Source organism: Pseudoalteromonas sp. NZS127, assembly GCF_015864805.1.
Taxonomy (GTDB): Bacteria; Pseudomonadota; Gammaproteobacteria; order Enterobacterales; family Alteromonadaceae; genus Pseudoalteromonas; species Pseudoalteromonas nigrifaciens.
The window spans coordinates 228782-250026 of record NZ_JADYWN010000002.1; the positions used below are offsets into that span (position 1 = coordinate 228782).

Below are 21245 nucleotides of genomic sequence, written 5' to 3' on the forward strand. Positions count from 1 at the left end.
TAAAGCTGCTGCCTTTTTATGGCTCAGCAAGAACCTCAGCAATAATACTTACAACTATTTTAAAGCGAGAAACTAACAATGAAAAACGCTACACATTTAACCAATAAAGTCGCCTTAGTTACCGGTGCCGCACGGGGTATCGGTAGAGCAATATGCCAAGCACTGGTTGACTCTGGAGCCACTGTTATAGCCACTGATATTTTAACTGAAGAGCTTAACCAAATGGCGCAAGAGCTTGGCGACAAGGTTACGCCAATGACACACGATGTAACCGATGAGCTACAATGGCAGTCGATCGTATCAGCAATTTTAGAAAAGCACCAAAAAATAGATATTTTAGTTAATAATGCGGGGATTTTACTGTTCGCAACGCTCGAAACCACAGAGCCGCAGCAGTTTCGTAAATTAATCGATATTAATATTACCGGCACCTTTTTAGGCTTACATAGCGTGATCCCCTGCATGAAAAAAGCCGGCAGTGGCGCTATTGTTAATATTTCATCAGCCTCGTCTATTTTACCTAACAATGGCACAGGTGCGTATGCTGCAAGTAAATATGCAGTAAGAGGGTTAACTCGCACCGCAGCGCTTGAGCTAGGCCCGTTTGGTATACGTGTAAATAGTGTGCATCCTGGTGCTGTAAATACCCCCATGACTAACCCACAGGGGCTAAGTAGCGAAGAGCTGAACCCACGCTATAAATTTATTCCACAGCAACGTGGTTGTCAGCCTGAAGAAGTAGCCAATATGGTTAACTTTTTAGTCTCGGATCAGGCATCTTACTGTAATGGCACCGAAATGGTGGTAGATGGCGGCCTAACGGCTGGTCAATATTATTATGGTGTACCTGGCGCGCCAGCACAGTAAAAGCGACCTTCAACGCGCATTAAGGCTCTCAGTGCATGAACAAAAAAACCAGCCAGCAGTGAATAACTGTTGGCTGGTTTTTTATGTTTAACTCAAGATGAGTTTTAAGGCGCTAAAGCTGCAAACCGCGCTTGATGGTAATCGGCATCACCAAGGCACATTTGTGCTACGCGAATGCGCTTTAGGTAAAGACCAATGTCTAGCTCATCAGTAACCCCAATGCCGCCATGCATTTGCACCGCTTCACCGCTGATTAAATCGGCTACTTTTGATAGTTTCCATTTAGCTAAACTAGCGCTTGAGGCTAAATTTGCGTCAGCCTTATCTGCATCCGAAAGTGCGGCTATAACACAAGATTGAGCTAATTCTAATTCTACATAACAGCGTGCCGCACGATGTTGTAATGCCTGAAAAGTACCAATTTTTACACCAAATTGTTCACGTACCTTTAAGTATTCTATAGTCATATTAAACAGCGCTTTAATAGCACCAAGCATTTCAGCACTTAAACATAAACGACCTAAATCGAGTGCTTGTTGCAGTGCTTTTAAGCTATTGCCAGCATCGCCTAATAAGGCTTCTGCGGGTAGTTTTAAGTCATTAAAAGTAAGCTCGGCGTAATTGCGTGCATCGATAAGGTTAAGGCGCTTAACCTTTACTTGCTCACTAAATGGCACAATAAACACACTACAGCCAGCGTTATGCTGCGCCGCAACTATCCAACCATCGGGGCTGACACCATCAATAACCATGGTTTTTTTACCATTTAACACAAAGCCATCTACCGCTGTTGTTGCCGTTGTTTGCATGCTGTCGGGATCGTGCCTTGCGTGTTCGTCAACCGCTAAGGCTAAGCGTTTTTCACCACTCATTATTGCTGTTAACCAGGTTTGCTGTTCTGCGTTGGCTAGTTGTTGTAATAATGAACCACACAGGGTTACCGACGATAACATTGGCGAAGCACTCAGGTGTTTACCCATAGCTTCAAATATTGCGCCCATTCCTTTATAACCAAAATCTAGGCCACCCAGCTCTTCGGGAAAAGTAATTGCTCCCCAACCTAGTTCCAGCATTTGTTGCCAAATTTTTTCATCAAAATTAACTGCGGTTGGCTTATCGCGTAATGCGCGCTGCGCTGCGACAGGGCTTTGCGCACTTAAAAACTCTTCGGCGGTATCTGCCAACATGCGATCGTCTTCGCTATATACCATACTCATCAGCTTACTCCTTTATTTTCAGGTAATTGCAATACACGCTTTGCTATCACGTTCAGCTGAACTTCTGAGGATCCGCCAGCTATGGTTTGCGAAAAACTATTTAGCCAAGCGCGAGTAATTGCTTGCTCTTGCTCGCTAAAGCTATCATCTTCCCAACCTAAACCTCGGTAACCCATTGCATCGAGTAATAATTCAAATTTAATTTTTTCTTGTTCGGTATGCACTAACTTCATAATCGACATTAAACCAAAACAGCTTTGCCCCGCTTGCATTTCTGCACCTAAGCGTTGCACCGTTAAGTTGTATGCCTGCTCTTCCATATTGGCTGCAACCGCCTTATTTAGAAGCGCGGCTTCACTAGCGCTGTGTGGCGCTGGCATGTAATCGCTCATTAGTGACATTAAGTCAAAGTGCGTGGGTAATTGAAACTCACCAAACTTAGACATTGCGCTGCGTTCGTGTTGCAGCAATTCTTTAGCCAATTTCCAGCCGCCATTGAGCTCACCTATAAGATTTTCTTTGGGTACGACTACATTATCGAAAAACACTTCACAAAAAGAAGATTTACCGCTAATTAAATCAATAGGTTTGGCTTGCACACCTTGGCTGTGCATATCGAGGAGTAATAAGCTAATGCCTTGGTGTTTAGGGGCTTTAGCATCGGTGCGTACTAATGCGTACATCCAATCGGATTTGTCACCGTAAGAAGTCCAAATTTTACTACCATTAACTAAGTAATGATCGCCTTGATCAACTGCGCTGGTACGAATACTGGCCAAATCAGAGCCGGCGTTTGGCTCACTAAACCCTTGGCACCAACGTACTTCACCGCGAGTCATTGGTGTTAAAAACTGTTGTTTTTGCAGCTCAGTTCCGTGCTCTAACAGCACAGGACCTAACATCCAAATACCTAAATTAATTTGTGGCGGGCGACACTTTAAACGGCGCATTTCACTTTCTAATACGCTGTTTTGCTGCGCAGTTAAACCACCACCACCGTACTGCGTTGGCCAACTAGGACAAAACCAATGTTTGTCGCGCATGCTATTAAACCACTGGCGTTGATCATCAAAAGTGAAGTTAACCTCACTCCCGCCCCAAATGAGCTCGCCATCAGGCGTTGGGGTGCGCAGCGACATAGGACAATTTGCCTCTAGCCAAGTACGAACCTGCTGGCGAAATTCAGTTAACTCACTCATGCTGTTATCTCCTGTTAGCGCACTGCGCGTGGCATACCAATACCAAATTGGGCTATTAGTTCTCGTTGTAACTCATTAGCACCACCACCAAAAGTTAAGGTAACCGAGGCACGCACTTCGTATTCCAGCTCACCCATTAAAAATGACGCGGCAGAATCATCGCGAACCATGCCATTCATTCCCACAATATCAATCAGCTTACGCAGTATTTCAATTGAGCATTCTGAGCCATATACTTTAGTAATTGACGCCAGAGCAATATCCATATGGCCTTTTTCTAAATCGGCGGCGATGCGAAAGTTAATTAAACGCATGGCTTCTAACTTAGCGTAACACTCAGCTAACGCTGCGCGCACCCAAGGGTTATTAGCAGCAGACTTGCCTTGCTCATCTGCGGTATTAGCCCACAAATATACTCGACGAAATAAGCCAACCACTTTATCAGACCACGAACCTAAACCTAAACGTTCATGGTTAAGTTGCGAAGTAATTAAACGCCAACCGCCATTTAATTCACCCACCAGCATTTCTTGAGGTACTTTTACGTTGTCGTAATAAGTAGCCGCGGTTGGGTTTGAACACGTTGGAATAACTGTGCTGCTAAAGCCTTCACTTTGGGTATCTAAAATCATAATAGAAATCCCTTTGTGACGCGCCAGCTCTTGATCGGTTCGTGCAGCTAACCAAATATAGTCGGCCGACTCAGCGCCTGAGGTCCATAGCTTATTGCCATTAACAATAAAGTTGTCGCCCTCTAGGCTGGCTTTGGTTTTTAAAGTGGCTAGATCAGAGCCCGCATTTGGCTCTGAATAACCAATGGCAAAATGAATTTCACCATTAGCAATACCAGGCAAAAACTTTTCTTTTTGTAACTCAGTACCGTATTCCATTAACGCAGGACCTACTGTGCTAATAGTAACAAATGGTAGGGGCGCGCCTGCAATATTGGCTTCTTCAAAAAAGATTAGCTGCTCGGTGGCTTGATAACCTTGGCCGCCGTGCTCTTTTGGCCAACCAACAGCTAACCAGCCGTCTTTACCCATTTGACGTACAACCTTACGGAAGTCTTCGCCGCCTTCACTGCCTCTTAGCTTTTGACGCAGTTCGGATGTCATTAATTGCGAAAAGTAATCACGTACTTCTAGGCGTAACGCCCGTTGTTCTGGTGTTAAATCAATGAACATTTTGCACTCCTACTCTGCGCCTAAAATTAAGCCGCTGGTGGGTACACCAGTGCCTGCTGTAACGAGTACATTTTCAACATTATCAACTTGGTTTACTGCTGTACCACGCACTTGTCGTACTGCTTCGGCCACGCCATTCATACCATGGATATAGGCTTCACCTAATTGTCCTCCGTGGGTATTAATAGGTAACTTACCACCACGTTGATGATGACCTGCGCGAATAAACTCTTTTGCTTTACCACGTTCCACAAACCCAAACTCTTCAAGTTGTGGTAATACAAATGGGGTAAAGTGATCGTAAATAATCGCAGTTTGAAAATCATCTGGCCCTAGGCCCGATTGTGCATAAAGCTCTTTTGCTACTATGCCCATTTCGGGTAAACCGGTAATGTCGTCGCGATAATACGAGGTCATACTTTGCTGACCTTCGGCAATACCTTGCGAACCGGCTTTAATTACTACAGGTTTATTTTTTAGCGTTTTTGCACGCTCAACACTGGTAATAATCATTGCCACCGCACCATCAGATTCTTGACAACAATCAAGTAAATGTAGCGGTTCACAAATCCACTTAGACGCTTGGTGATCGGCCAAAGTAATTGGTTTTTCGTAAAAGAATGCCGCAGGGTTAGTTGCTGCGAAGTCACGTGCGGCAACCGCAACAAGACCAAAATCTTCTGATGTAGCGCCATACTCATGCATATAACGCTGTGCAAACATACCCACCCAACTTGCAGGTGTATGAAAACCATGGGGCATGTAATAACCGTAATTCACATTTTCAAAAATAGGGGTTGATGAAAAGCCATAATCGCCAGTACCAAAACGATACCAAGAACGCTCGTTCATCGCCCGATACACCACTACGGTTTTAGCCACACCACTGGCCACAGCCATTGCCGCATGCACTATAGGTGCACACGCTGCGCCGCCGCCATGAGGTATTTGTGAAAAAAACTTAACTTCTTTACAGCCTAATAAACGCGCAATTTCGTACTCTGGTACTTTATCAACTGAATAACTACTAAAGCCATCCACTTCACTGGGATCAATTCCCGCATCTTTTAAAGCTGCTAATGTTGCCTCCATGGCTAAACGTAATTCAGTACGCCCTGAATTTTTAGAAAACTCTGTGGCCCCCAGACCTACAATGGCAGCTTTACCACTAATTGACTCACTCATCTTGTCTCTCCTAAATTTTATGGCAATACCAATTGCACGGTACCTGTAACATGCATGCCGTATTTATTTTTGCCGGCTAAACCTACATCCACAGTGCGGGTTGTGGCATCGGTTGCGGTTACTTCGCCCATAAAGGTCATAACATCGCCTGGGTAATTAGGCATACCTAATTTAATATCAATATTTTTTAAGCGACTTTGTGGGCCGCTCCAGCCTTCTACATAGCTTTGCACTAAGCCATTAGTGGTTAAAATATTCATAAAAATATGTGGTGAGCCCAGCGCAATAGCGGCATCTTTATCGTGATGGCCTGGAAAAAAATCACGCGTTGCTAAAGCCCCATTAGAGATAAGTGCCACGGTAATTGGAATCGCTTTTTCAGGTAGCTTGTCACCTACGTTTATGTCGTTAAATTGCATTGTTTTCATCAAGGTCATATTTCCACCCCAGCTTATTATTTTCGGTTAAGGCATCGCCAAGTTTTGCCAATAATGCGGGACTCCCGCCCAAGTTTAGGCTAATAGCCCGGCTCCAATAGAGGTATCGGTAGATAACGTAACTAACATCTACACCAAAACCGCCATGCACATGTTGCGCTTTGTGACCAATAGAATGACCCGCTTCGCAGGCATGCCACGCTGTTGCTAACGCTTCGTGATCGCAGCCTAAGTTATTATCAAGGCGATAACACAACTGCCATACATTACTGCGTAATGCCTCAAGGGCAATTTTGGTATCGGCCATGGTCATTTGTACTGCTTGAAAGGTGCCTATAGCGCGACCAAACTGTTGGCGTTCACTAATATATTCAACGGTTTTTTTAATTTGCGCTTCACTAACACCTAACTGTAATGATGCCAAAGAGGCGAATATTCTTGGTACTAACCAGTCATTAGCTTTGCTATCGAGTAACGCTGCATTACTTACAAGCAGGTTATTTAGTTGTAAGTCTGCAACTTCTTCGCCTTGGGTCATCTGCCCTTTAACTAGGGTTAAACCTGGCGCTGTTGTTGCCACTAGTGCCCAGCGTGTTTGCTCATCAAGGGTTAGTGGTAGTAAAACAAAGTCAGCGAGTCCTGCAACTGCCACCGACTGCACTAAGCCATTAATACTTAAGCCGTCATTCGTTTTTTCTACGTTGAGCGTCGCTTCGCTGTGGGTATTTACTAAGTTAAATGCCAGCGTTAATAGGTTTGTGCCCTCAGCCGCAGCTTGTGCAACTGTTTGCAGCTGTGCACCCGCAAACTTTGCAATGGCAGTAGCCACCAGCTGATGACGCCACAAAGGAACTTGCCCTAACGCCCCGCCTTGCGCCTGTAATACTAAGCTCAGTTCGGTCATACCTAAATCAATCCCGCCTATTGCTTCGGGAATAATTACCCCGTGCAGCCCGGTTTCTATACACGAGTTCCATAACTGTGTCATGGTACCTTGGCCTGCTTCGTCATAGTCACGCAGAAAGTCATCGGTACAGGTATCGGTAAATAAGCTATTGGCCATTTCTGCAATGGCTGATTGCTCTTCGCTTAAATTAAAATCCATTACGACTCCTTAGTTGGAACAAGTCTAAATTGTGGCAAGGTCAGCTCACCATCAAATGTGTGATATTCGACTTGCACTTTTTGGCCAATTTTAGGAGCTACACCTTCTTCAACTCCGATTAAGCCTGCTGGAATACGTACGCCTTCTTCAAGCTCAATCAAACCAATAGGATTTGGGCTATCAAATGGGGCTACATGTGGGTAGTGCATTATCACAAATGAATACAGCTCACCCTTACCACTAGCTACTTGGTAATCAAGTTCAAACGAATGGCAATGCATGCACACAGGTGCTGGTGGGTGTTGTAATTTGTCGCAGCTTATACAATGTTGAATACGCAGCTCTTGCTCGCCAAATCCTTCCCAAAAGAAGCGATTATCGTCGCTGACCCCAGGCTTAGGACGCTTTCTAGCTGGTGCTTCTTTAGCGGGCGCTGTTTGCTCAGGCCTTTGCGCTGGTTTAAACTTAATGACTCTAAACATCATGTCGCCTACTTTTTCGTCGGCTTCACCATTGGTTTTTTCTGAGAAATAAGTCATTTTTAACGTAACAAAAAAGCCGGTGCCCAGTGCGGTAGTTTTTTCTTCACTGATGCTATCGAGTACTGTGGTGTAATAAAGCTTTTCACCCATAGTAATGTAGCGATCAAACGTTAGGTTAGAATTAACTGCCACGACCGCTGGGTAGCCATTTTTTTCAAGTATTTCGAGTACGCCATACGGGTTTTCGGTAGTTGAACCTGGTGCTAAAATTTTGTCACCAAAGCCCGCTAAACACCAACTTTGTAACATTGCTGGTGGTGCTACTAGTTGCCCATACTCGGTTGTTGCCGCGTAGTCTGCATCGGTGTAAAGTGGGTTTTCTACCCCCATAATTTCACACCACTGACGTACCATAGCTTCATTAACCTTGTCCCACGCATAGATACGACCATATTGTCGCCCTATCATCGCTTCTATTTCTGCAAACCATTCATATTTAGCCAATGTTCGTCTCCTGCATTTATCAAGATAAATTCTAAAAATTAAAATTATTAATTATTTAGTTAGTTTCGCTAGCACTAAGAAAAGCGGGCATTTCACCGCCGCCATTTAGCAGTAAATTACAGCCACTTGCATAACTTGCTTCTGCTGAAGCTAAAAACAAACAAGCGTTAGCAATATCATCTGGTTGCGCCATACGCCCTGCTGGAATTGTTGCGCTTACTGCGGCAATTCCGGCCTCGTCACCGTAATGTAGGTGTGAGTTTTCGGTATGTACTAACCCTGGGCTTACCGCCACAACACGCACTTTAGGTGCCCACTCTACTGCAAGTGATTTTACTAAAGATAAAATACCCGCTTTAGCAGCGCCATAAGCCGCCGTACCTGGTGAGGCACGCATGGCACTAATACTGCCTATAAAAATAATGCAGCCACTGTTATTTGCTTGCATTATTTCGTTTGCTTGCTGTGCTACGTTTAACGGTGCAATTAAATTAAGCTTAAGAATAGCCTCATGAAAACGAGGAGATGCTTTATCGGCCAAAGCAAATGGACTGCCGCCCGCATTATTAATGAGTACATCAAGCGTGCCATATTCTTTTACTATGGTGCTAAACATGGCTGCAGTACTATCAATATCTTTCACATCTGCTTGAATAAAGTGTGCCTGACGAGTTTTTCCATCAAGGATTACCTGTGGTAGCTGCTCTACTTGTTCACGACCACACACTACTACTTTAGCGCCTGCCGACAAGAAACCTTGTGCTATACCAAGGCCAATGCCTTTAGTACCGCCGGTTATGAGTACCACTTTATCTTTATAGTTTTTACTCGCATGCATAATTAAGCCTTGTCATAAAATAATTCCATAAAAACAGTGTACAGGCAGTATTAGATAACCAGCTTCGTCTAAATGGACGATGCTGTGTTTAGCGACAACAAGTGACAATAACAACATAGAAATTTTACTGTGCGTTGCCTAGCAATGTTTTGGAGTAATGAATGACAGATACAAACGAGCCTAGCGTTTTACTAAGTTTCCCTGAGCCTGGCGTGGCCGAGTTAACGCTAAACCGACCCAGTGCCACCAATGCATTAAGCTTAGAACTGCAAACATTACTATCTAAGTACTTTACTGAGCTGGCAAACAATAAAGACATTCGCTGTATTTTATTAACCGGTGGCGACAAAGTATTTGCTGCAGGCGGCGACATTACTAGCTTAATAGATGCAGACCCAATTGAGATTTACCAGCGCCATACAGAACGCCTATGGGCACCTATTGAGCAATGCCCAATTCCTGTAGTTGCTGCAGTAAATGGCTACGCGTATGGCGGTGGCTGTGAACTGGCCATGTTGGCCGACATTATTATTGCCGGTAAAGGCGCAAGTTTTTGTCAGCCCGAAATAGCCATTGGCATTATGCCAGGTATTGGTGGCACGCAGCGTTTAGTACGTGCAGTAGGTAAAGCTAAAGCAATGCAAATGGCGCTTACAGGCAAGCCTATTAGTGCTTACGATGCTTGGGTAGGCGGACTGGTAAGTGAGCTGTGCGAAGATGACGATGTATATAAACAGGCACTAGCAAATTGTCGTCGCATAGCACGTATGCCTCCGCTAGCGGCAGAGCAAATAAAAGAAGTTATTTTAGCAGGAATGGACGCTCCACTTGCCAGTGCTATGGCGCTGGAGCGCAAAGCAAATGCGTTATTATTTGCATCAAAAGATCAACGTGAAGGTATGGAGGCGTTTTTACAAAAACGCCATCCTGTATTTAGCGGAAAGTAAGGGTAATAGTCATTAATTTAAATTAATTAACACTCCCCTTTGTTAATTTTAGCCAGCATTTAGCTGGCTTTTTTTTGCCTACTTATTTTTACTTTAAGGTAAGGCAGGAATCGTTTGTAATAAAGTTTACAAGCTATTTCTGTCGTCGTAGCCCAGCGCAGCGACACTATTTAAAAACAATCTAACTAACTCTGTTTGCCTGCGTACACCGGTTTTAGAAAATATAGAACGTAAGTGAGCACGCGCTGTGTTACGGCGAATATTTAGCTCTTCAGCAGCTTCTTCTAACGATAAACCATTAGTTAACTGCAGTGATAGCGCAGTTTCTGCCGGCGTTAAACCAAATAGCTTTTTCGATATTTCAATACTGGTGGTCGATTTACCTACCGCATCGCGAATGTAAATTACGGCCTTGTTTTGCCCTTTACCTTCAGCCCAACCTAATGAGGGAATAACTTCAATTACTACACCAAGAGCTATTTCGCCTGATGGACGAGTAATCGACATTGCCTCTGGCATAGTTTGCTTGCCATCAGCATTAGCAAACGTTGCTTTAATTAAGCGTTTTAACTCGCGATTATCACTGTTATCTTGCGCGGTTAGTTTACCACCAATTATTTTAAGCCCGTCTTCGGCGTCGAGTATATGGCTAGCAAATACGTTTTTATCGAGTACTTTGCCATGCTCATCAATAGTAATAGTAGCAATAGACAAACGACCAATAGCACGAGAATATAACGAGCCTAAAGAGGCACTACTATTGAGTTGTAAAAAGGTAGTAATTGCGCGTCTAAAATGCGGGATAAGTAACTCTACAAACGCTTTATCAGCTTGAGAAAAATCTTCTTGTGCATCGGTTCGCGTAACCCTAAACCTTAAATGACCAACATTAGGAGTACTAATATCGGCAGTGAGTACATGGTAAATGTTATTTTTTTCGCACCAGTGTTCTCTATATGATGAATTTTTCCATTCGTTTTCATCCATAAAATCCGCAACAGTTAACACTGTATCAAGTGGTTGATCAGCAAAAGGGGTTAATTTATATTGATAGGGTAAATGCTGAACGGTGTCCCCTTCTTCTAAACCTTCACCTACTGCGATCATTAATCCTAAATCGTCTTCCTCGGGAACTTTTAATATTAAGGTGACATAGTTTGCTTGAAGTATGCTTTGGATTAGCTTTAGAGGGATATTCCAACTTGAAGAACTGGTATCTGCCGACGCTTCGTATAATGCATTTATTAATTCATTATATGCATCGAGACTTATATCTAATTGTGCCATTTTTCAACCTATAGTTATTTTTTTTGATTAAAACTTGAAAATAAAACAAAAAAATAAGCATGCTATATTATTAATTTATACTGCTATTTAATATTTCACTTACTCCACTATCACCGTTATTAGCAAGGTTTGCAAGTGACTCTTTGATTATCATTTAGTCTAATTAAAGTAATATTAATCTATTTTAACGATTAAGTTTATTGTATGAAAACTATGACAAATGATGAAATGAAGCTATTGAGTGTTGCTGTACCTATTATGTTGCAACACTCAATAATAGTACTTTATTATGCGTTTGGATAATCGGTGTAGCCTGCCGCACCTGGGGTATAAAGTGTTTCACGTTTAAACTTTGCCAGCGGTAATTGCGCTGCAAAACGAGTTACTAAATCAGGGTTAGCAACATAGTGACGAGCAAATGAAACCGCTTCTGCTTGATTTGAAGTAACCGCCTCAGCAGCAGACTCCCCATCAAAGCCATCATTAATGATCAGAGCGCCTTTAAATGCTTCTCTGCCCATTTTAAAGGCGTCGATATCGGCTGTCGGCGCACGCATAATATGCAAATAAGCAAGATCTAAATCGGCCACCGCATGCAGCAAGGCCAAATGACTTTCTGCTGGGTTTTCATCTTTGGTATCGTTAAAGCGGTTTCCCGGATTCATCCGCAAACCAACTCGCCCTGCGCCAAATACCGTCGCCATAGCTCGTATACATTCACTGGCAAATTTAGCGCGTGCTTGAGCGCTACCACCAAACTCGTCGTTGCGTTGGTTTGAATCAGAACACAAAAATTGCATAGGTAAGTAGCCACTGGTGCAATGCAGTTCAACACCATCAAAACCAGCTTCTTTTGCATTTTCGGCAGCTTGGCGATGCTCATCTATTACTTGCCACACTTGCTCTGTAGTTAAGGCCTCAGGCATATCAAATGGCTGCATACCCGCACTGTCGGTATACACTTCGCCACGAGCTTTTATCGCTGAAGGAGCAACAGTAGCTACATCATTACCTTTAATATGGTGCGAGCCAATACGCCCTGCATGCATAATTTGCAGCACTATTTTACCGCCCGCCTGATGTACTGCATCGGTTACCTCGCGCCATGCTTGAATTTGCTTTGGCGTTTCTATTCCCGGTTGGCGATTATACGCTTGCCCTGTAACAACAGGCCACGAGCCTTCAGCTACAATCAGCCCAGCACTTGCTCGCTGTGCATAATAGTCACGCATTATGCTATTAGGTGTACCATCTGCATCAGCGCGATTACGCGTCATTGGCGCCATTATTACTCGGTTTGCTATTTCTATATCACCCAATTTGCATGGGGTTAATAGTGGGTTATTTGTGGTCATACAATGTCCTTAATCTAAAGCGGTTACCAATACTGCTGCGCGGCCACCATCAACAGGTAAAGAAGCCCCTGTTATATAAGATGCGTCATCGCTGGCTAAAAAGGCAATTGCACTGGCTAACTCATCGGCGCGGCCAACACGACCCATAGGAATAAGCCTGTTGGTATTATTTAGCATACCCTCATCACTTAACATACCTGCCGTAGCCGGGGTTTCTACTACTGCGGGTACTACCACATTAACGCGAATGTTATGCGCTGCACCTTCTGCCGCAGCCGCACGTGAAAAATTAACTACCGCCGCTTTAGAGGCGCTATATCCGGCCATCATCGGCGTACCTAATTCACCACAAATAGATGAAATATTAACAATAGCACCGCCTTTTTCTTTCATTAATTGCATTGCCGTTCGGGTGCCCCAAAATGTACCATCGACCGAGGTTGTAAAGTTGCTATGCCACTGTTCGGTGCTCATATCTTCAATTGCCCCATACGTAAAGGCCATGGCATTATTAACTAAAATATCGAGGCTGCCATATTGCTGCGCCGTTTGCTCAAGTGCTGTAACAAATGCTTGCTCGTTGCTTACATCGGCTTGTACTGCATGAGCGTTACCGCCTTGCTGGCGAATAGTCGCTACTACTTCGTCTAATGGTGCTTTATTGCGACCACAAATAATTACTGTGGCGCCCTCTTGTGCAAGTCGCTGTGCAGTAGCTGCACCAATTCCGCTGCCACCACCTGTTACGAAAGCGACTTTATCTTTAAAACGAGATTGCATGAGAAATTCCTTATATCGGAAACGTGCAAACAATGTTGCACTGAGTGAATGAGTGATAACGCGTTGCGTTACTGATATTAATATTAAGTGTTAGGTATATTTGAGCTTAAGCTCACTGGTTAAAGGCACTGCTTGGCAACTTAGCGTTAAGTTGTTTGCTAAATCTTTTTCATCGAGCACATCATTATTATTAAGTTTTACTTGCCCTGACACCACTTCACACATACACGAGGCACACATGCCCTCGCGACAAGAGTAGGGTAATTCAATACCTATTTTTTCAGCTGCATCAAGCACGGTTTGTCCGCTCTCACAAGCAATAACATAATGTTCGCCATCAAGTTCAAGCTGTATTGTTGCCGCTGGCATATTTGCTTCATCAACAACAAGTTCTGCGATATTGTCTTGAATCGGTGTTTTTAATGAATTGGCTGGTACCGGTTTTGTTGTGATTTTTGGCACTGCACTAGAAAAGCGTTCAATATGAATACGACTAGCAGGAAATTTAGCGGCTTTAATGGCCAATTCCATTGCATCCATAAATGGCCCAGGGCCACAAATAAAAGCACGTCCTTGTTGCATACCATCGGCTAACGAAGTTAACAGTGATAATGAAGGAATGCCTTGTAACGAATCTAATAAATGAATCACTTCGAGACGCTCTGGGTACTGCGCCGATAATGCCTTAAATGTTTGCTGAAATATAACCGAGGCTTCATCGCGATTAGCGTATATAACCCGCACCTTTCCGGTGCCATTAATTAACACATGTCGCAAAATAGACAGCACAGGAGTAACACCACTGCCCCCTGCACATAACAAATGATCTTCCGCTAAATCTTTTGGCACAAACAGCCCAGCAGGTTGCATCACTTCTATGTTGCTACCCGCTTTAAGATTATCGCAAATCCAATTTGAACCTCGCCCGTCTGCTACACGCTTAACCGTGACACGTAATCCTGTATCTTGGCTTGGCGTGCTCGACATAGAGTAACAACGCATCAAAAACGCCCCTTCATAAGGGAGTTTAAGGGTCAAAAATTGACCCGGCTGATAGTCAAATTGCTCGGTTAACGATGCTGGTACGTCAAATACAATAGAGTTCGCATCAGCGGTTTCTTGTATTACTTCAGCAATAGTTAAATTATGATAACGAGACATAGCGACTCCCTAGCTTATACAAAAGGATCTGAGTTAGGTAAACCTAGCATTACAGTGCCATGTGCACGCATGTAAGTATCTGTATTGTTAGCAATATGACCACGAGACTGATTTATATCGCGAAAAATTCGCTCAATCGGATTACCTTTATAAGTTCCCGACGCTGCACAAGCGCGCATAATCTCGTTAATTCTTTCACTACACTGTTTAGGCACAGCTGCTGATTGCGCGCGCTGTAGTAAACGGTCATTAACTGGCATCATTTCGCCATTTTGAGTATGCTTTACCACTTCTGCAAAATTACGAAACAACACCAACTTCAACTGATCGCTGGTCATTATTGCTTCGGTTACTGCCATTTGCGCATTCACGTCTTCTGCAGTTTTACCACCGTGTTTACCCACATGTTCAGCGCAGCGATGACGAAATTCAGTAACAGCACCATCCAGTGCACCAATACACGCGGTAGATACAGCACGCTGAAATATCTGCACAAATGGGATACGGTATAACCAGTTATCATTAATCGCGCGCCCTTTACAAGCTGCGTCGCTGTAGTCATTAGTTTGGTGGGTGCGATACTCAGGAACAAATGCCCCTTCAACCACAATATCGTGACTACCAGAAGCGCGTAGTCCAAGTACATCCCAGTTTTTTACCACTTTAAAATCAGATTTAGGTAATAAGAATGTTCTATGTTCAAGCTCTTTACTGCCTGGTGATTTAGGCACTAAACCACCTAAAAATATCCATTCACAGTGCTCTACACCGCTTGAAAAACCCCAACGGCCTGAAAAGTTAAAACCACCTTCCACTTTTTCTACTTTGCCCACTGGCATATAAGTAGAAGCAATCAATATTTCTGGGTTTTCAGCAAGTACTTCTATTTGTGCCCTTTCATCAAACAAGCCAATTTGCCAGTTATGTACGCCAATAACACCATAAATCCAAGCGGTAGACATACAACCTTGCGCTAGCGTCATTTGAATAATATAAAATACTCTAGGGTCAAGCTCATATCCGCCCCAGCGTTTAGGTTGTAAAACACGGAACAAACCTGCTGCAATCATTTCTTTTATTGTTTCATCAGGTACTTTACCAGCAGTTTCTGCAGCTTGGGCGCGCTCAAGTAAGTTAGGAACCAACTTCTCTGCCGCTGCGATGAGACGATTAGCTTCTGGTGTAAGAAAATCATCTGAGATACCTGTAATATCAATTTTATATGGAACACTCATGGTTGTTATCCTTCATAGAATTAGCGCGCAATTGCACTGGTTAAACTCACCAACTTGCTTAACACCAGATTTTCACACTAGCCACTATCTCTCATCGTCAATATGGACTAAGCAAAAAAACTTCTCATTCCATGCAATAATTAACAGCGCTATTAAGCAACCCACATAATAAAGAACAACATTTCCCAACTCAGTGATATCACTTTAAATTCAATAGCTTAACAAAAGGAATGGGGTTGAAATATGGGTGTGAAACTCAAGTGAACAAATACGGCAACGGGCACTAACTTATATAACGCTTATAAAACAACACCAAAGCAGCAGTTTGTTTACCTCTTATTTACACATAGTCCAAATGCGTGATGCTCAACAGATCACTTATCGCTACTTTCAAACCGCAGTGTAAAAAAAGTACAACAAAATAGCGGTTAGGCATTTCCTCTTTGATAAGCTTTACTCAATGAGGGTTGCAGTAGTTAGTGAATGCCTATCGCTGAAATAAATATAAAAAATCATCGAGGAAGTGTAATGAATTTAAATGACAATAGGTTTGCATCAAATCTCACTATAAAACCGTTAGCGTTTGCTATTGCATGTGCTGTATCTGGTCAGGTATTTGCAGCGCAAGAACCAGAGCAGGCCGAAGCTAAACAGACCGCAGTTAAAGGCATTGAGCGTGTTTCGGTAACAGCCCAAAAACGTATTAGCACATTACAAGAAACGCCTATCGCCATTACCGCTTTTAACGCTGAAGCAATAGAAAACCTGGGTATTGAAGATATCAGTGATGTTAATGCGCAAGCACCCAACGTCAAAATTTTTCCTCCATATGGTAGTACCTTTAACGTTGGCATGGATATTCGCGGCCTAGGGACATCTGAACCTTCATTAGCGATTGACCCTAAAGTAGGTATTTATTTAGATGGCGTTTATTTAGCACGTAACTCTGGGGCTATTTTTAATATCGTTGATTTAGAGCGTATGGAAATACTACGTGGACCTCAAGGTACACTTTGGGGTAAAAATACAACCGGTGGTGCGCTTAACTTAGTCACTAGAAAACCATCAGATGACTTTCAATTTAAGCAAAAGGTTACTGTAGGCAATAACAGCTTACTTAGCTCAACCACATCAATTGATACCGGCGCAATTGGTAATTTTACCGCCAGACTTACGTATATGACCAGTGAGCATGATGGTTGGGCTACCAATACCTTTGCTGGTGCAAAAGAAAAAAACTTAGGTGCAGAAGATGTTGATGCACTGCGTGTTGCACTGCGTTATACCGGTGATGATTTTACCGTTAACTACAGCTATGACAATACTGATGGCAGTTCAGTAGCTATGCCTGTACAAATTAGCAATGTGCGCCCGCAATATACAGATCCAAATGTACCCACTATGGACCTATCTACGGGTAAGCTCTATGCCGGCAACGTATTTGCAATGATGGCCGCCAATGAGAAAGCGCCTGGCCGTCAAACCGAGTTTGAATTAGATCAACATGGCCGTGAGTATGTTGATATTGAAGGACACAACTTAACGTTTGAATGGGATTTTTCTGACAACCATACCTTTAAATCGATTAGCTCATTTCGCAGCTATGACTCAGATTTAAGCGAAGGTTACGATACCGATGGCGGTGCTTATTTTGCTCCAGCTTTAGATTTCAGTACTTCGCCACCAAGTGTTGACACCAGTGACGTGCTTGCTATTCCGGCGTTTCAATATACTAGCGTGAAATCACAAGAGCAAAAATCACAAGAATTTCAACTACTCGGTCAGTTTTTAGAAGGTGATTTAAAGTACGTAGCTGGGTATTATTACTTCAGTGAAGAAGGTGAAGAAAACAACCCGTGGAATATAGGTATTTTTACAGGCCAAGGCGCTAACGTATTATTCACCGGCTCACTACCATGGGGTAGCTTTTATAAAGTAAACGCTAAATCATCGGCGCTTTTTACCAATGTTGATTATAAATTAACGGACGAGTTAAATGTGGTTGCAGGGATACGCTATACAAAAGATACCAAATCTCTGACTAACGTAGCAAAGCATGATGCAATGTTAAGAAACGATTTACACTCTGAAACTGACTGGTCAAAAACAGTGGGATCACTGCTATTTAATTATGTAGTAGATCAAGATTTAACTATGTACGCTAGTATCTCACAAGGGTACGCTGCAGGGGTTTACAACCCAGGTTCTATCGACCGATTTGCTTATCTTAATCCAGCAAATATGGGCGAAGCAAACTATGAAGGAACACTAACACCTGCCGATCCTGAAGATACCACAGCGTATGAGGTTGGTGTTAAAGCAATGCTGCTGGATGACCGTTTAATGCTTAATACCGCTGTATTTTTAAATAATAACACTAACCTACAAAAAACCATTTTCGATGGCAGTATTCGTCGTTCACTTAATACTGGTGAGTCGAAAAATAAGGGGATCGAGATTGATGCTAAATTTGCTGCTACCGACAGCCTATTCTTTACCACCAGCCTTGGGTATTTAGATACGAAATACAGTGATATTACATTTACCGACAACACCTCTTATTCGGCATCTGTTGCAATGAATTGGACTATAGCCGAATTAGACTTTGGTAACTTAGCACTCAATACAAACTATGTGATGGTGGATGACTATCAATTTTCTGTATCTGACCCAAGCTTAGTGGGTGATAACTATGCGCTACTCAATGCACGCCTAACATTATCTAATATCAAGATAGGTGAGCGTTCAAACCTTAAAGTATCGCTTTGGGGGAAAAATATTACCGATGAAGAGTACATTGTATTTGGTTCAAACTTTAACTTCTTTGATGCGCAGGCATACGGTACGCCAAGAACCTATGGCATAGATGTTAGTTTTGAGTATTAATTAAATAATTATTATAGTGAAGAAGGGCCTTAATATTTATTAAGGCCTTTTTATTTGTGCTGCTATTGTTGCTACGAATACAGCTGTATTTGCACAGTAATGATCGTTGAGATAGGGTTAATACGCATAATTTGGTAGGTAGGATATAAAGTTATATTAATTATAACCTTGCTGTAATTGCGCTTAATTGACCTAGCACAAAGCAGCAAGATTATATGAGGTTCGATTATTTAGGTAGGTTTAACTCGCGCGCTAACTTTTGTGCGGAGATGGTACTGTACTGCAGCTCATCTGCTGCAGAGTTATCTGCAATCCATAACAATACATTACCTATTTCATCCGGTTCGGCTACAGCCTGCTGCAAGCCTTTAATACCCTGATCGCCAATAGTCGCTCTTAGCGTTTCAGTGTTAACAACTCCCGGGTTTACTGTAAAAGCGCGAATACCTTGATGACCATGTTCACGGCAAATAATACCCGACAGTCGCGACACTGCAGCCTTACCTGCACCGTATGCATAACCCCAGCCCCCTTTAGATGCAGGAATAGGCGGATCTTTTTCACCCGCTCCCGAGGTTATATTTATTATACAACCGCTTTGTTGCGCTAACATACTTGGTAAAACAGCTTGTGCTATTTGCACTGGCGCGCCTATGTAACCTCTAGCAACTTTTTCAAGCGTTTGCTGCGTTACATCTAATAAAGAAGCATTAAGGCCAGCCCCCTGATAAATAGCATTATTAACAACCACGTCAATTTTACCAAAGTGTTCAAACACCTGCTTTAGAGCATTAGCAACGGAGTTAAAATCAAGTAAATCCATTTTTATCGCAATGACCTCACAACCTAATTGCTCCATCATTTGGGCTGTTTGTTTTAAACTCCCTTGCGTACTTTGCTGTGCTACCTCGCTATCTAATTCACGAGCTGTTATTGCTACTCGATAGCCTGCTTTTGCAAATGCGATGGCTGTTGCACGACCTATACCTCTACTTGCACCTGAAATAAACGCTACTTTTGACACAAATTATCTCCTATTTTTTATTTAACTTAGCATCAATTTAGCATTGCGGCATAGTTTAAATGGACCAAGGATTTTATTGTTATATGAAAATGCTACATAACTGATTACACAAGTAATAATGTGTGTTCTAAAAGCATCTGTTGTTAGATTAAATAAGTGATTTTGTGAGGAGATTTTGTGGTAATAAAGGTTAACGTTAGCTAAAAGCAAAAAACCCAGCAACGTTAGTTACTGGGTTTTAAATTTGGTGCGGATGGGGGGACTTGAACCCCCATGCCCTAAAGCACCACCCCCTCAAGGTGGCGTGTCTACCAATTCCACCACATCCGCATTTTTTAAGCTTGCGCTTAGGTGTTAAACTTTATGATTTATTTGAGGAGTATAAATCGTTTAACGTTTTAGCTTTTACGCTAAATTAATTTGGTACGTCAGAGCGTTGCTCTTTCGAAGATGTAACTGGCACATCTTCTTCAACAGGAATAACTGTTTCTAAAGCTGGTGCTGCTTCAAGGTTTTCCCATTCATCAGTCTTTTTAATATGACTTGCAGTAAGGTTGCCCAGTACTATGCTTAATATAAAAAACACAGAAGCTAAAACTGTCGTTGTTTTAGTCATAAAGTTACCTGCACCTGATGATCCGAAAACAGTTGACGAAGCACCCGCGCCAAATGAAGAACCCATATCGGCACCTTTACCTTGCTGGATTAAAACCATTCCAACAAGCGCTAAAGCTACAACTAAATAAACTACTAGTAAAATTTCGTACATTTATACGGTCCCTTTTGCACTGTTGCAGATAGCAGTAAATGAATCTGCTTTTAAACTTGCGCCACCAATTAGGCCGCCGTCTATATCTGTTTGTGCAAATAATAATTCGCTATTTTTTTCGTTAACGCTACCACCATATAAGATGGTTAGCCCTTGTGCTAAATCGCTGTTTAATGAAGCGATTTTGTCACGGATAAATTTATGAACGCTTTGTGCCTGTTCTGGCGATGCAGTCTTACCTGTGCCTATGGCCCAAACGGGTTCATATGCTATCACAGAATCTTTGAGTGCTGCTACACCTAATTTTTCAATTACTGCATCAATTTGTGCAGCAACTATTTGTTCTGTTTTACCGTTTTCTTGCTCACTTTCGCTCTCTCCAACACATAAAATTGGCGTTAAACCAACTTGTTGTGCGCGAGCAAATTTTGCAGCTACGACATCATTGCTTTCTTTGTATATACTACGACGCTCTGAGTGACCTACTAATACATATTGGGCGCCCAACTCTTTAATAAGTTGTGCATCAACTTCACCGGTAAATGCACCGGGGGTATTTTCTGACACAGTTTGAGTTCCCGTTGAAACACCGCTGGCTATCATTGCTGACACTAACGGAAACGGAGGAAATAAAACAATGTCTATCTCGTTTGATTTAACATTGTTAATAGCATCAGACATTTGTTTAACCAGCTCTAAAGAGCCATTCATTTTCCAATTGCCTGCGACCATCGCCTTGCGTGCTGCCATTTTTCCACTCCACATGAGAAAGCGGTCGAGATA

General features: G+C 42.7%; 19 protein-coding genes and 1 tRNA gene. 3 read left to right on the top strand and 17 right to left on the bottom strand.

Translation table 11 applies throughout. The features are described 5' to 3' along the window. Positions 1-78 precede the first annotated feature (78 nt). Entirely contained in the window at positions 79-867 is a 789-nt protein-coding gene (locus tag I6E78_RS02935) for an SDR family NAD(P)-dependent oxidoreductase (RefSeq protein ID WP_197181899.1), read from the top strand. A gap of 104 nt (positions 868-971) precedes the next feature. Here the strand turns inward: I6E78_RS02935 and I6E78_RS02940 are convergent, their stop codons facing one another. Genes I6E78_RS02940 through I6E78_RS02975 form a run of 8 tightly spaced genes read right to left on the bottom strand, consistent with a single transcriptional unit; the run spans position 972 to position 9018 of the window. Then, a complete protein-coding gene (locus tag I6E78_RS02940; RefSeq protein ID WP_197107685.1) occupies positions 972-2084 on the bottom strand; it encodes an acyl-CoA dehydrogenase family protein in 1113 nt (370 codons plus the stop codon). After that, a complete protein-coding gene (locus I6E78_RS02945; RefSeq protein WP_197181900.1) occupies positions 2084-3283 on the bottom strand; it encodes an acyl-CoA dehydrogenase family protein in 1200 nt (399 codons plus the stop codon). Before I6E78_RS02945 ends, I6E78_RS02940 begins: the two co-directional genes overlap by 1 nt. Before the next feature lie 14 nt (positions 3284-3297). Next, positions 3298-4467: an acyl-CoA dehydrogenase family protein gene (locus tag I6E78_RS02950; protein WP_197181901.1), complete on the bottom strand. Its 1170-nt coding sequence runs from the start codon at positions 4465-4467 to the stop codon at positions 3298-3300. A 9-nt stretch (positions 4468-4476) separates the two neighbouring features. Then, positions 4477-5652, bottom strand: coding sequence for a lipid-transfer protein (locus I6E78_RS02955; protein WP_011327580.1), 1176 nt, complete (start codon positions 5650-5652; stop codon positions 4477-4479). 17 nt (positions 5653-5669) lie between these two features. Continuing rightward, entirely contained in the window at positions 5670-6080 is a 411-nt protein-coding gene (locus I6E78_RS02960) for a MaoC family dehydratase (protein WP_231617931.1), read from the bottom strand. Continuing rightward, positions 6061-7194: an acyl-CoA dehydrogenase family protein gene (locus I6E78_RS02965; protein WP_089367909.1), complete on the bottom strand. Its 1134-nt coding sequence runs from the start codon at positions 7192-7194 to the stop codon at positions 6061-6063. The genes I6E78_RS02960 and I6E78_RS02965 overlap by 20 nt, the downstream gene beginning before the upstream one ends. After that, entirely contained in the window at positions 7194-8180 is a 987-nt protein-coding gene (locus tag I6E78_RS02970) for an OB-fold domain-containing protein (RefSeq protein ID WP_197181902.1), read from the bottom strand. Before I6E78_RS02970 ends, I6E78_RS02965 begins: the two co-directional genes overlap by 1 nt. A 55-nt stretch (positions 8181-8235) precedes the next feature. Continuing rightward, positions 8236-9018: an SDR family oxidoreductase gene (locus I6E78_RS02975; protein ID WP_011327576.1), complete on the bottom strand. Its 783-nt coding sequence runs from the start codon at positions 9016-9018 to the stop codon at positions 8236-8238. 161 nt (positions 9019-9179) lie between these two features. Between I6E78_RS02975 and I6E78_RS02980 the strand changes: the two genes are divergently transcribed. Then, positions 9180-9965, top strand: a complete 786-nt coding sequence (locus tag I6E78_RS02980) for an enoyl-CoA hydratase (RefSeq protein WP_011327575.1) — start codon at positions 9180-9182, stop codon at positions 9963-9965. A 126-nt stretch (positions 9966-10091) separates the two neighbouring features. On the opposite strand, the gene I6E78_RS02985 is transcribed toward I6E78_RS02980, so the two are convergent. The 5 genes from I6E78_RS02985 to I6E78_RS03005 form a co-directional block, all read right to left on the bottom strand. After that, complete coding sequence (locus I6E78_RS02985; RefSeq protein ID WP_011327574.1) at positions 10092-11252, bottom strand: helix-turn-helix transcriptional regulator; 1161 nt, start codon at positions 11250-11252, stop codon at positions 10092-10094. A gap of 287 nt (positions 11253-11539) precedes the next feature. Further along, positions 11540-12607, bottom strand: coding sequence for an alkene reductase (locus I6E78_RS02990; protein WP_011327573.1), 1068 nt, complete (start codon positions 12605-12607; stop codon positions 11540-11542). A 9-nt stretch (positions 12608-12616) separates the two neighbouring features. Beyond that, on the bottom strand, positions 12617-13387 hold the full coding sequence (locus I6E78_RS02995) for an SDR family NAD(P)-dependent oxidoreductase (RefSeq protein ID WP_011327572.1): 771 nt from the start codon (positions 13385-13387) through the stop codon (positions 12617-12619). A 90-nt stretch (positions 13388-13477) separates the two neighbouring features. Next, positions 13478-14548, bottom strand: a complete 1071-nt coding sequence (locus tag I6E78_RS03000; protein WP_197181903.1) for a ferredoxin--NADP reductase — start codon at positions 14546-14548, stop codon at positions 13478-13480. A gap of 14 nt (positions 14549-14562) precedes the next feature. Further along, complete coding sequence (locus I6E78_RS03005; RefSeq protein WP_011327570.1) at positions 14563-15783, bottom strand: acyl-CoA dehydrogenase family protein; 1221 nt, start codon at positions 15781-15783, stop codon at positions 14563-14565. A 528-nt stretch (positions 15784-16311) separates the two neighbouring features. Between I6E78_RS03005 and I6E78_RS03010 the strand changes: the two genes are divergently transcribed. Continuing rightward, on the top strand, positions 16312-18669 hold the full coding sequence (locus I6E78_RS03010) for a TonB-dependent receptor (RefSeq protein ID WP_197181904.1): 2358 nt from the start codon (positions 16312-16314) through the stop codon (positions 18667-18669). A 226-nt stretch (positions 18670-18895) separates the two neighbouring features. Here the strand turns inward: I6E78_RS03010 and I6E78_RS03015 are convergent, their stop codons facing one another. The 4 genes from I6E78_RS03015 to tpiA form a co-directional block, all read right to left on the bottom strand. Further along, positions 18896-19693, bottom strand: coding sequence for an SDR family NAD(P)-dependent oxidoreductase (locus tag I6E78_RS03015; protein ID WP_197181905.1), 798 nt, complete (start codon positions 19691-19693; stop codon positions 18896-18898). 245 nt (positions 19694-19938) lie between these two features. Then, positions 19939-20023: transfer RNA gene (locus I6E78_RS03020), tRNA-Leu, on the bottom strand. An 85-nt stretch (positions 20024-20108) separates the two neighbouring features. Beyond that, positions 20109-20462 (bottom strand): preprotein translocase subunit SecG, encoded by a 354-nt coding sequence (gene secG, locus I6E78_RS03025; protein ID WP_011327567.1) that lies wholly within the window; start codon positions 20460-20462, stop codon positions 20109-20111. Next, positions 20463-21212 carry a triose-phosphate isomerase gene (gene tpiA / locus I6E78_RS03030; RefSeq protein WP_011327566.1) on the bottom strand — a complete coding sequence of 250 codons (750 nt, stop codon included), beginning with the start codon at positions 21210-21212 and terminating at the stop codon, positions 20463-20465. It abuts the gene before it with no gap. Positions 21213-21245 lie beyond the last annotated feature (33 nt).

Bases quoted from the DNA above. Each gene is read 5' to 3' on its own strand.
- I6E78_RS02935 (WP_197181899.1), top strand. From the start codon at position 79: ATGAAAAACGCTACACATTTAACCAATAAAGTCGCCTTAGTTACCGGT.
- I6E78_RS02940 (WP_197107685.1), bottom strand. From the start codon at position 2,084: ATGAGTATGGTATATAGCGAAGACGATCGCATGTTGGCAGATACCGCC.
- I6E78_RS02945 (WP_197181900.1), bottom strand. From the start codon at position 3,283: ATGAGTGAGTTAACTGAATTTCGCCAGCAGGTTCGTACTTGGCTAGAG.
- I6E78_RS02950 (WP_197181901.1), bottom strand. From the start codon at position 4,467: ATGTTCATTGATTTAACACCAGAACAACGGGCGTTACGCCTAGAAGTA.
- I6E78_RS02955 (WP_011327580.1), bottom strand. From the start codon at position 5,652: ATGAGTGAGTCAATTAGTGGTAAAGCTGCCATTGTAGGTCTGGGGGCC.
- I6E78_RS02960 (WP_231617931.1), bottom strand. From the start codon at position 6,080: ATGAAAACAATGCAATTTAACGACATAAACGTAGGTGACAAGCTACCT.
- I6E78_RS02965 (WP_089367909.1), bottom strand. From the start codon at position 7,194: ATGGATTTTAATTTAAGCGAAGAGCAATCAGCCATTGCAGAAATGGCC.
- I6E78_RS02975 (WP_011327576.1), bottom strand. From the start codon at position 9,018: ATGCATGCGAGTAAAAACTATAAAGATAAAGTGGTACTCATAACCGGC.
- I6E78_RS02980 (WP_011327575.1), top strand. From the start codon at position 9,180: ATGACAGATACAAACGAGCCTAGCGTTTTACTAAGTTTCCCTGAGCCT.
- I6E78_RS02985 (WP_011327574.1), bottom strand. From the start codon at position 11,252: ATGGCACAATTAGATATAAGTCTCGATGCATATAATGAATTAATAAAT.
- I6E78_RS02990 (WP_011327573.1), bottom strand. From the start codon at position 12,607: ATGACCACAAATAACCCACTATTAACCCCATGCAAATTGGGTGATATA.
- I6E78_RS02995 (WP_011327572.1), bottom strand. From the start codon at position 13,387: ATGCAATCTCGTTTTAAAGATAAAGTCGCTTTCGTAACAGGTGGTGGC.
- I6E78_RS03000 (WP_197181903.1), bottom strand. From the start codon at position 14,548: ATGTCTCGTTATCATAATTTAACTATTGCTGAAGTAATACAAGAAACC.
- I6E78_RS03005 (WP_011327570.1), bottom strand. From the start codon at position 15,783: ATGAGTGTTCCATATAAAATTGATATTACAGGTATCTCAGATGATTTT.
- I6E78_RS03010 (WP_197181904.1), top strand. From the start codon at position 16,312: ATGAATTTAAATGACAATAGGTTTGCATCAAATCTCACTATAAAACCG.
- secG (WP_011327567.1), bottom strand. From the start codon at position 20,462: ATGTACGAAATTTTACTAGTAGTTTATTTAGTTGTAGCTTTAGCGCTT.
- tpiA (WP_011327566.1), bottom strand. From the start codon at position 21,212: ATGGCAGCACGCAAGGCGATGGTCGCAGGCAATTGGAAAATGAATGGC.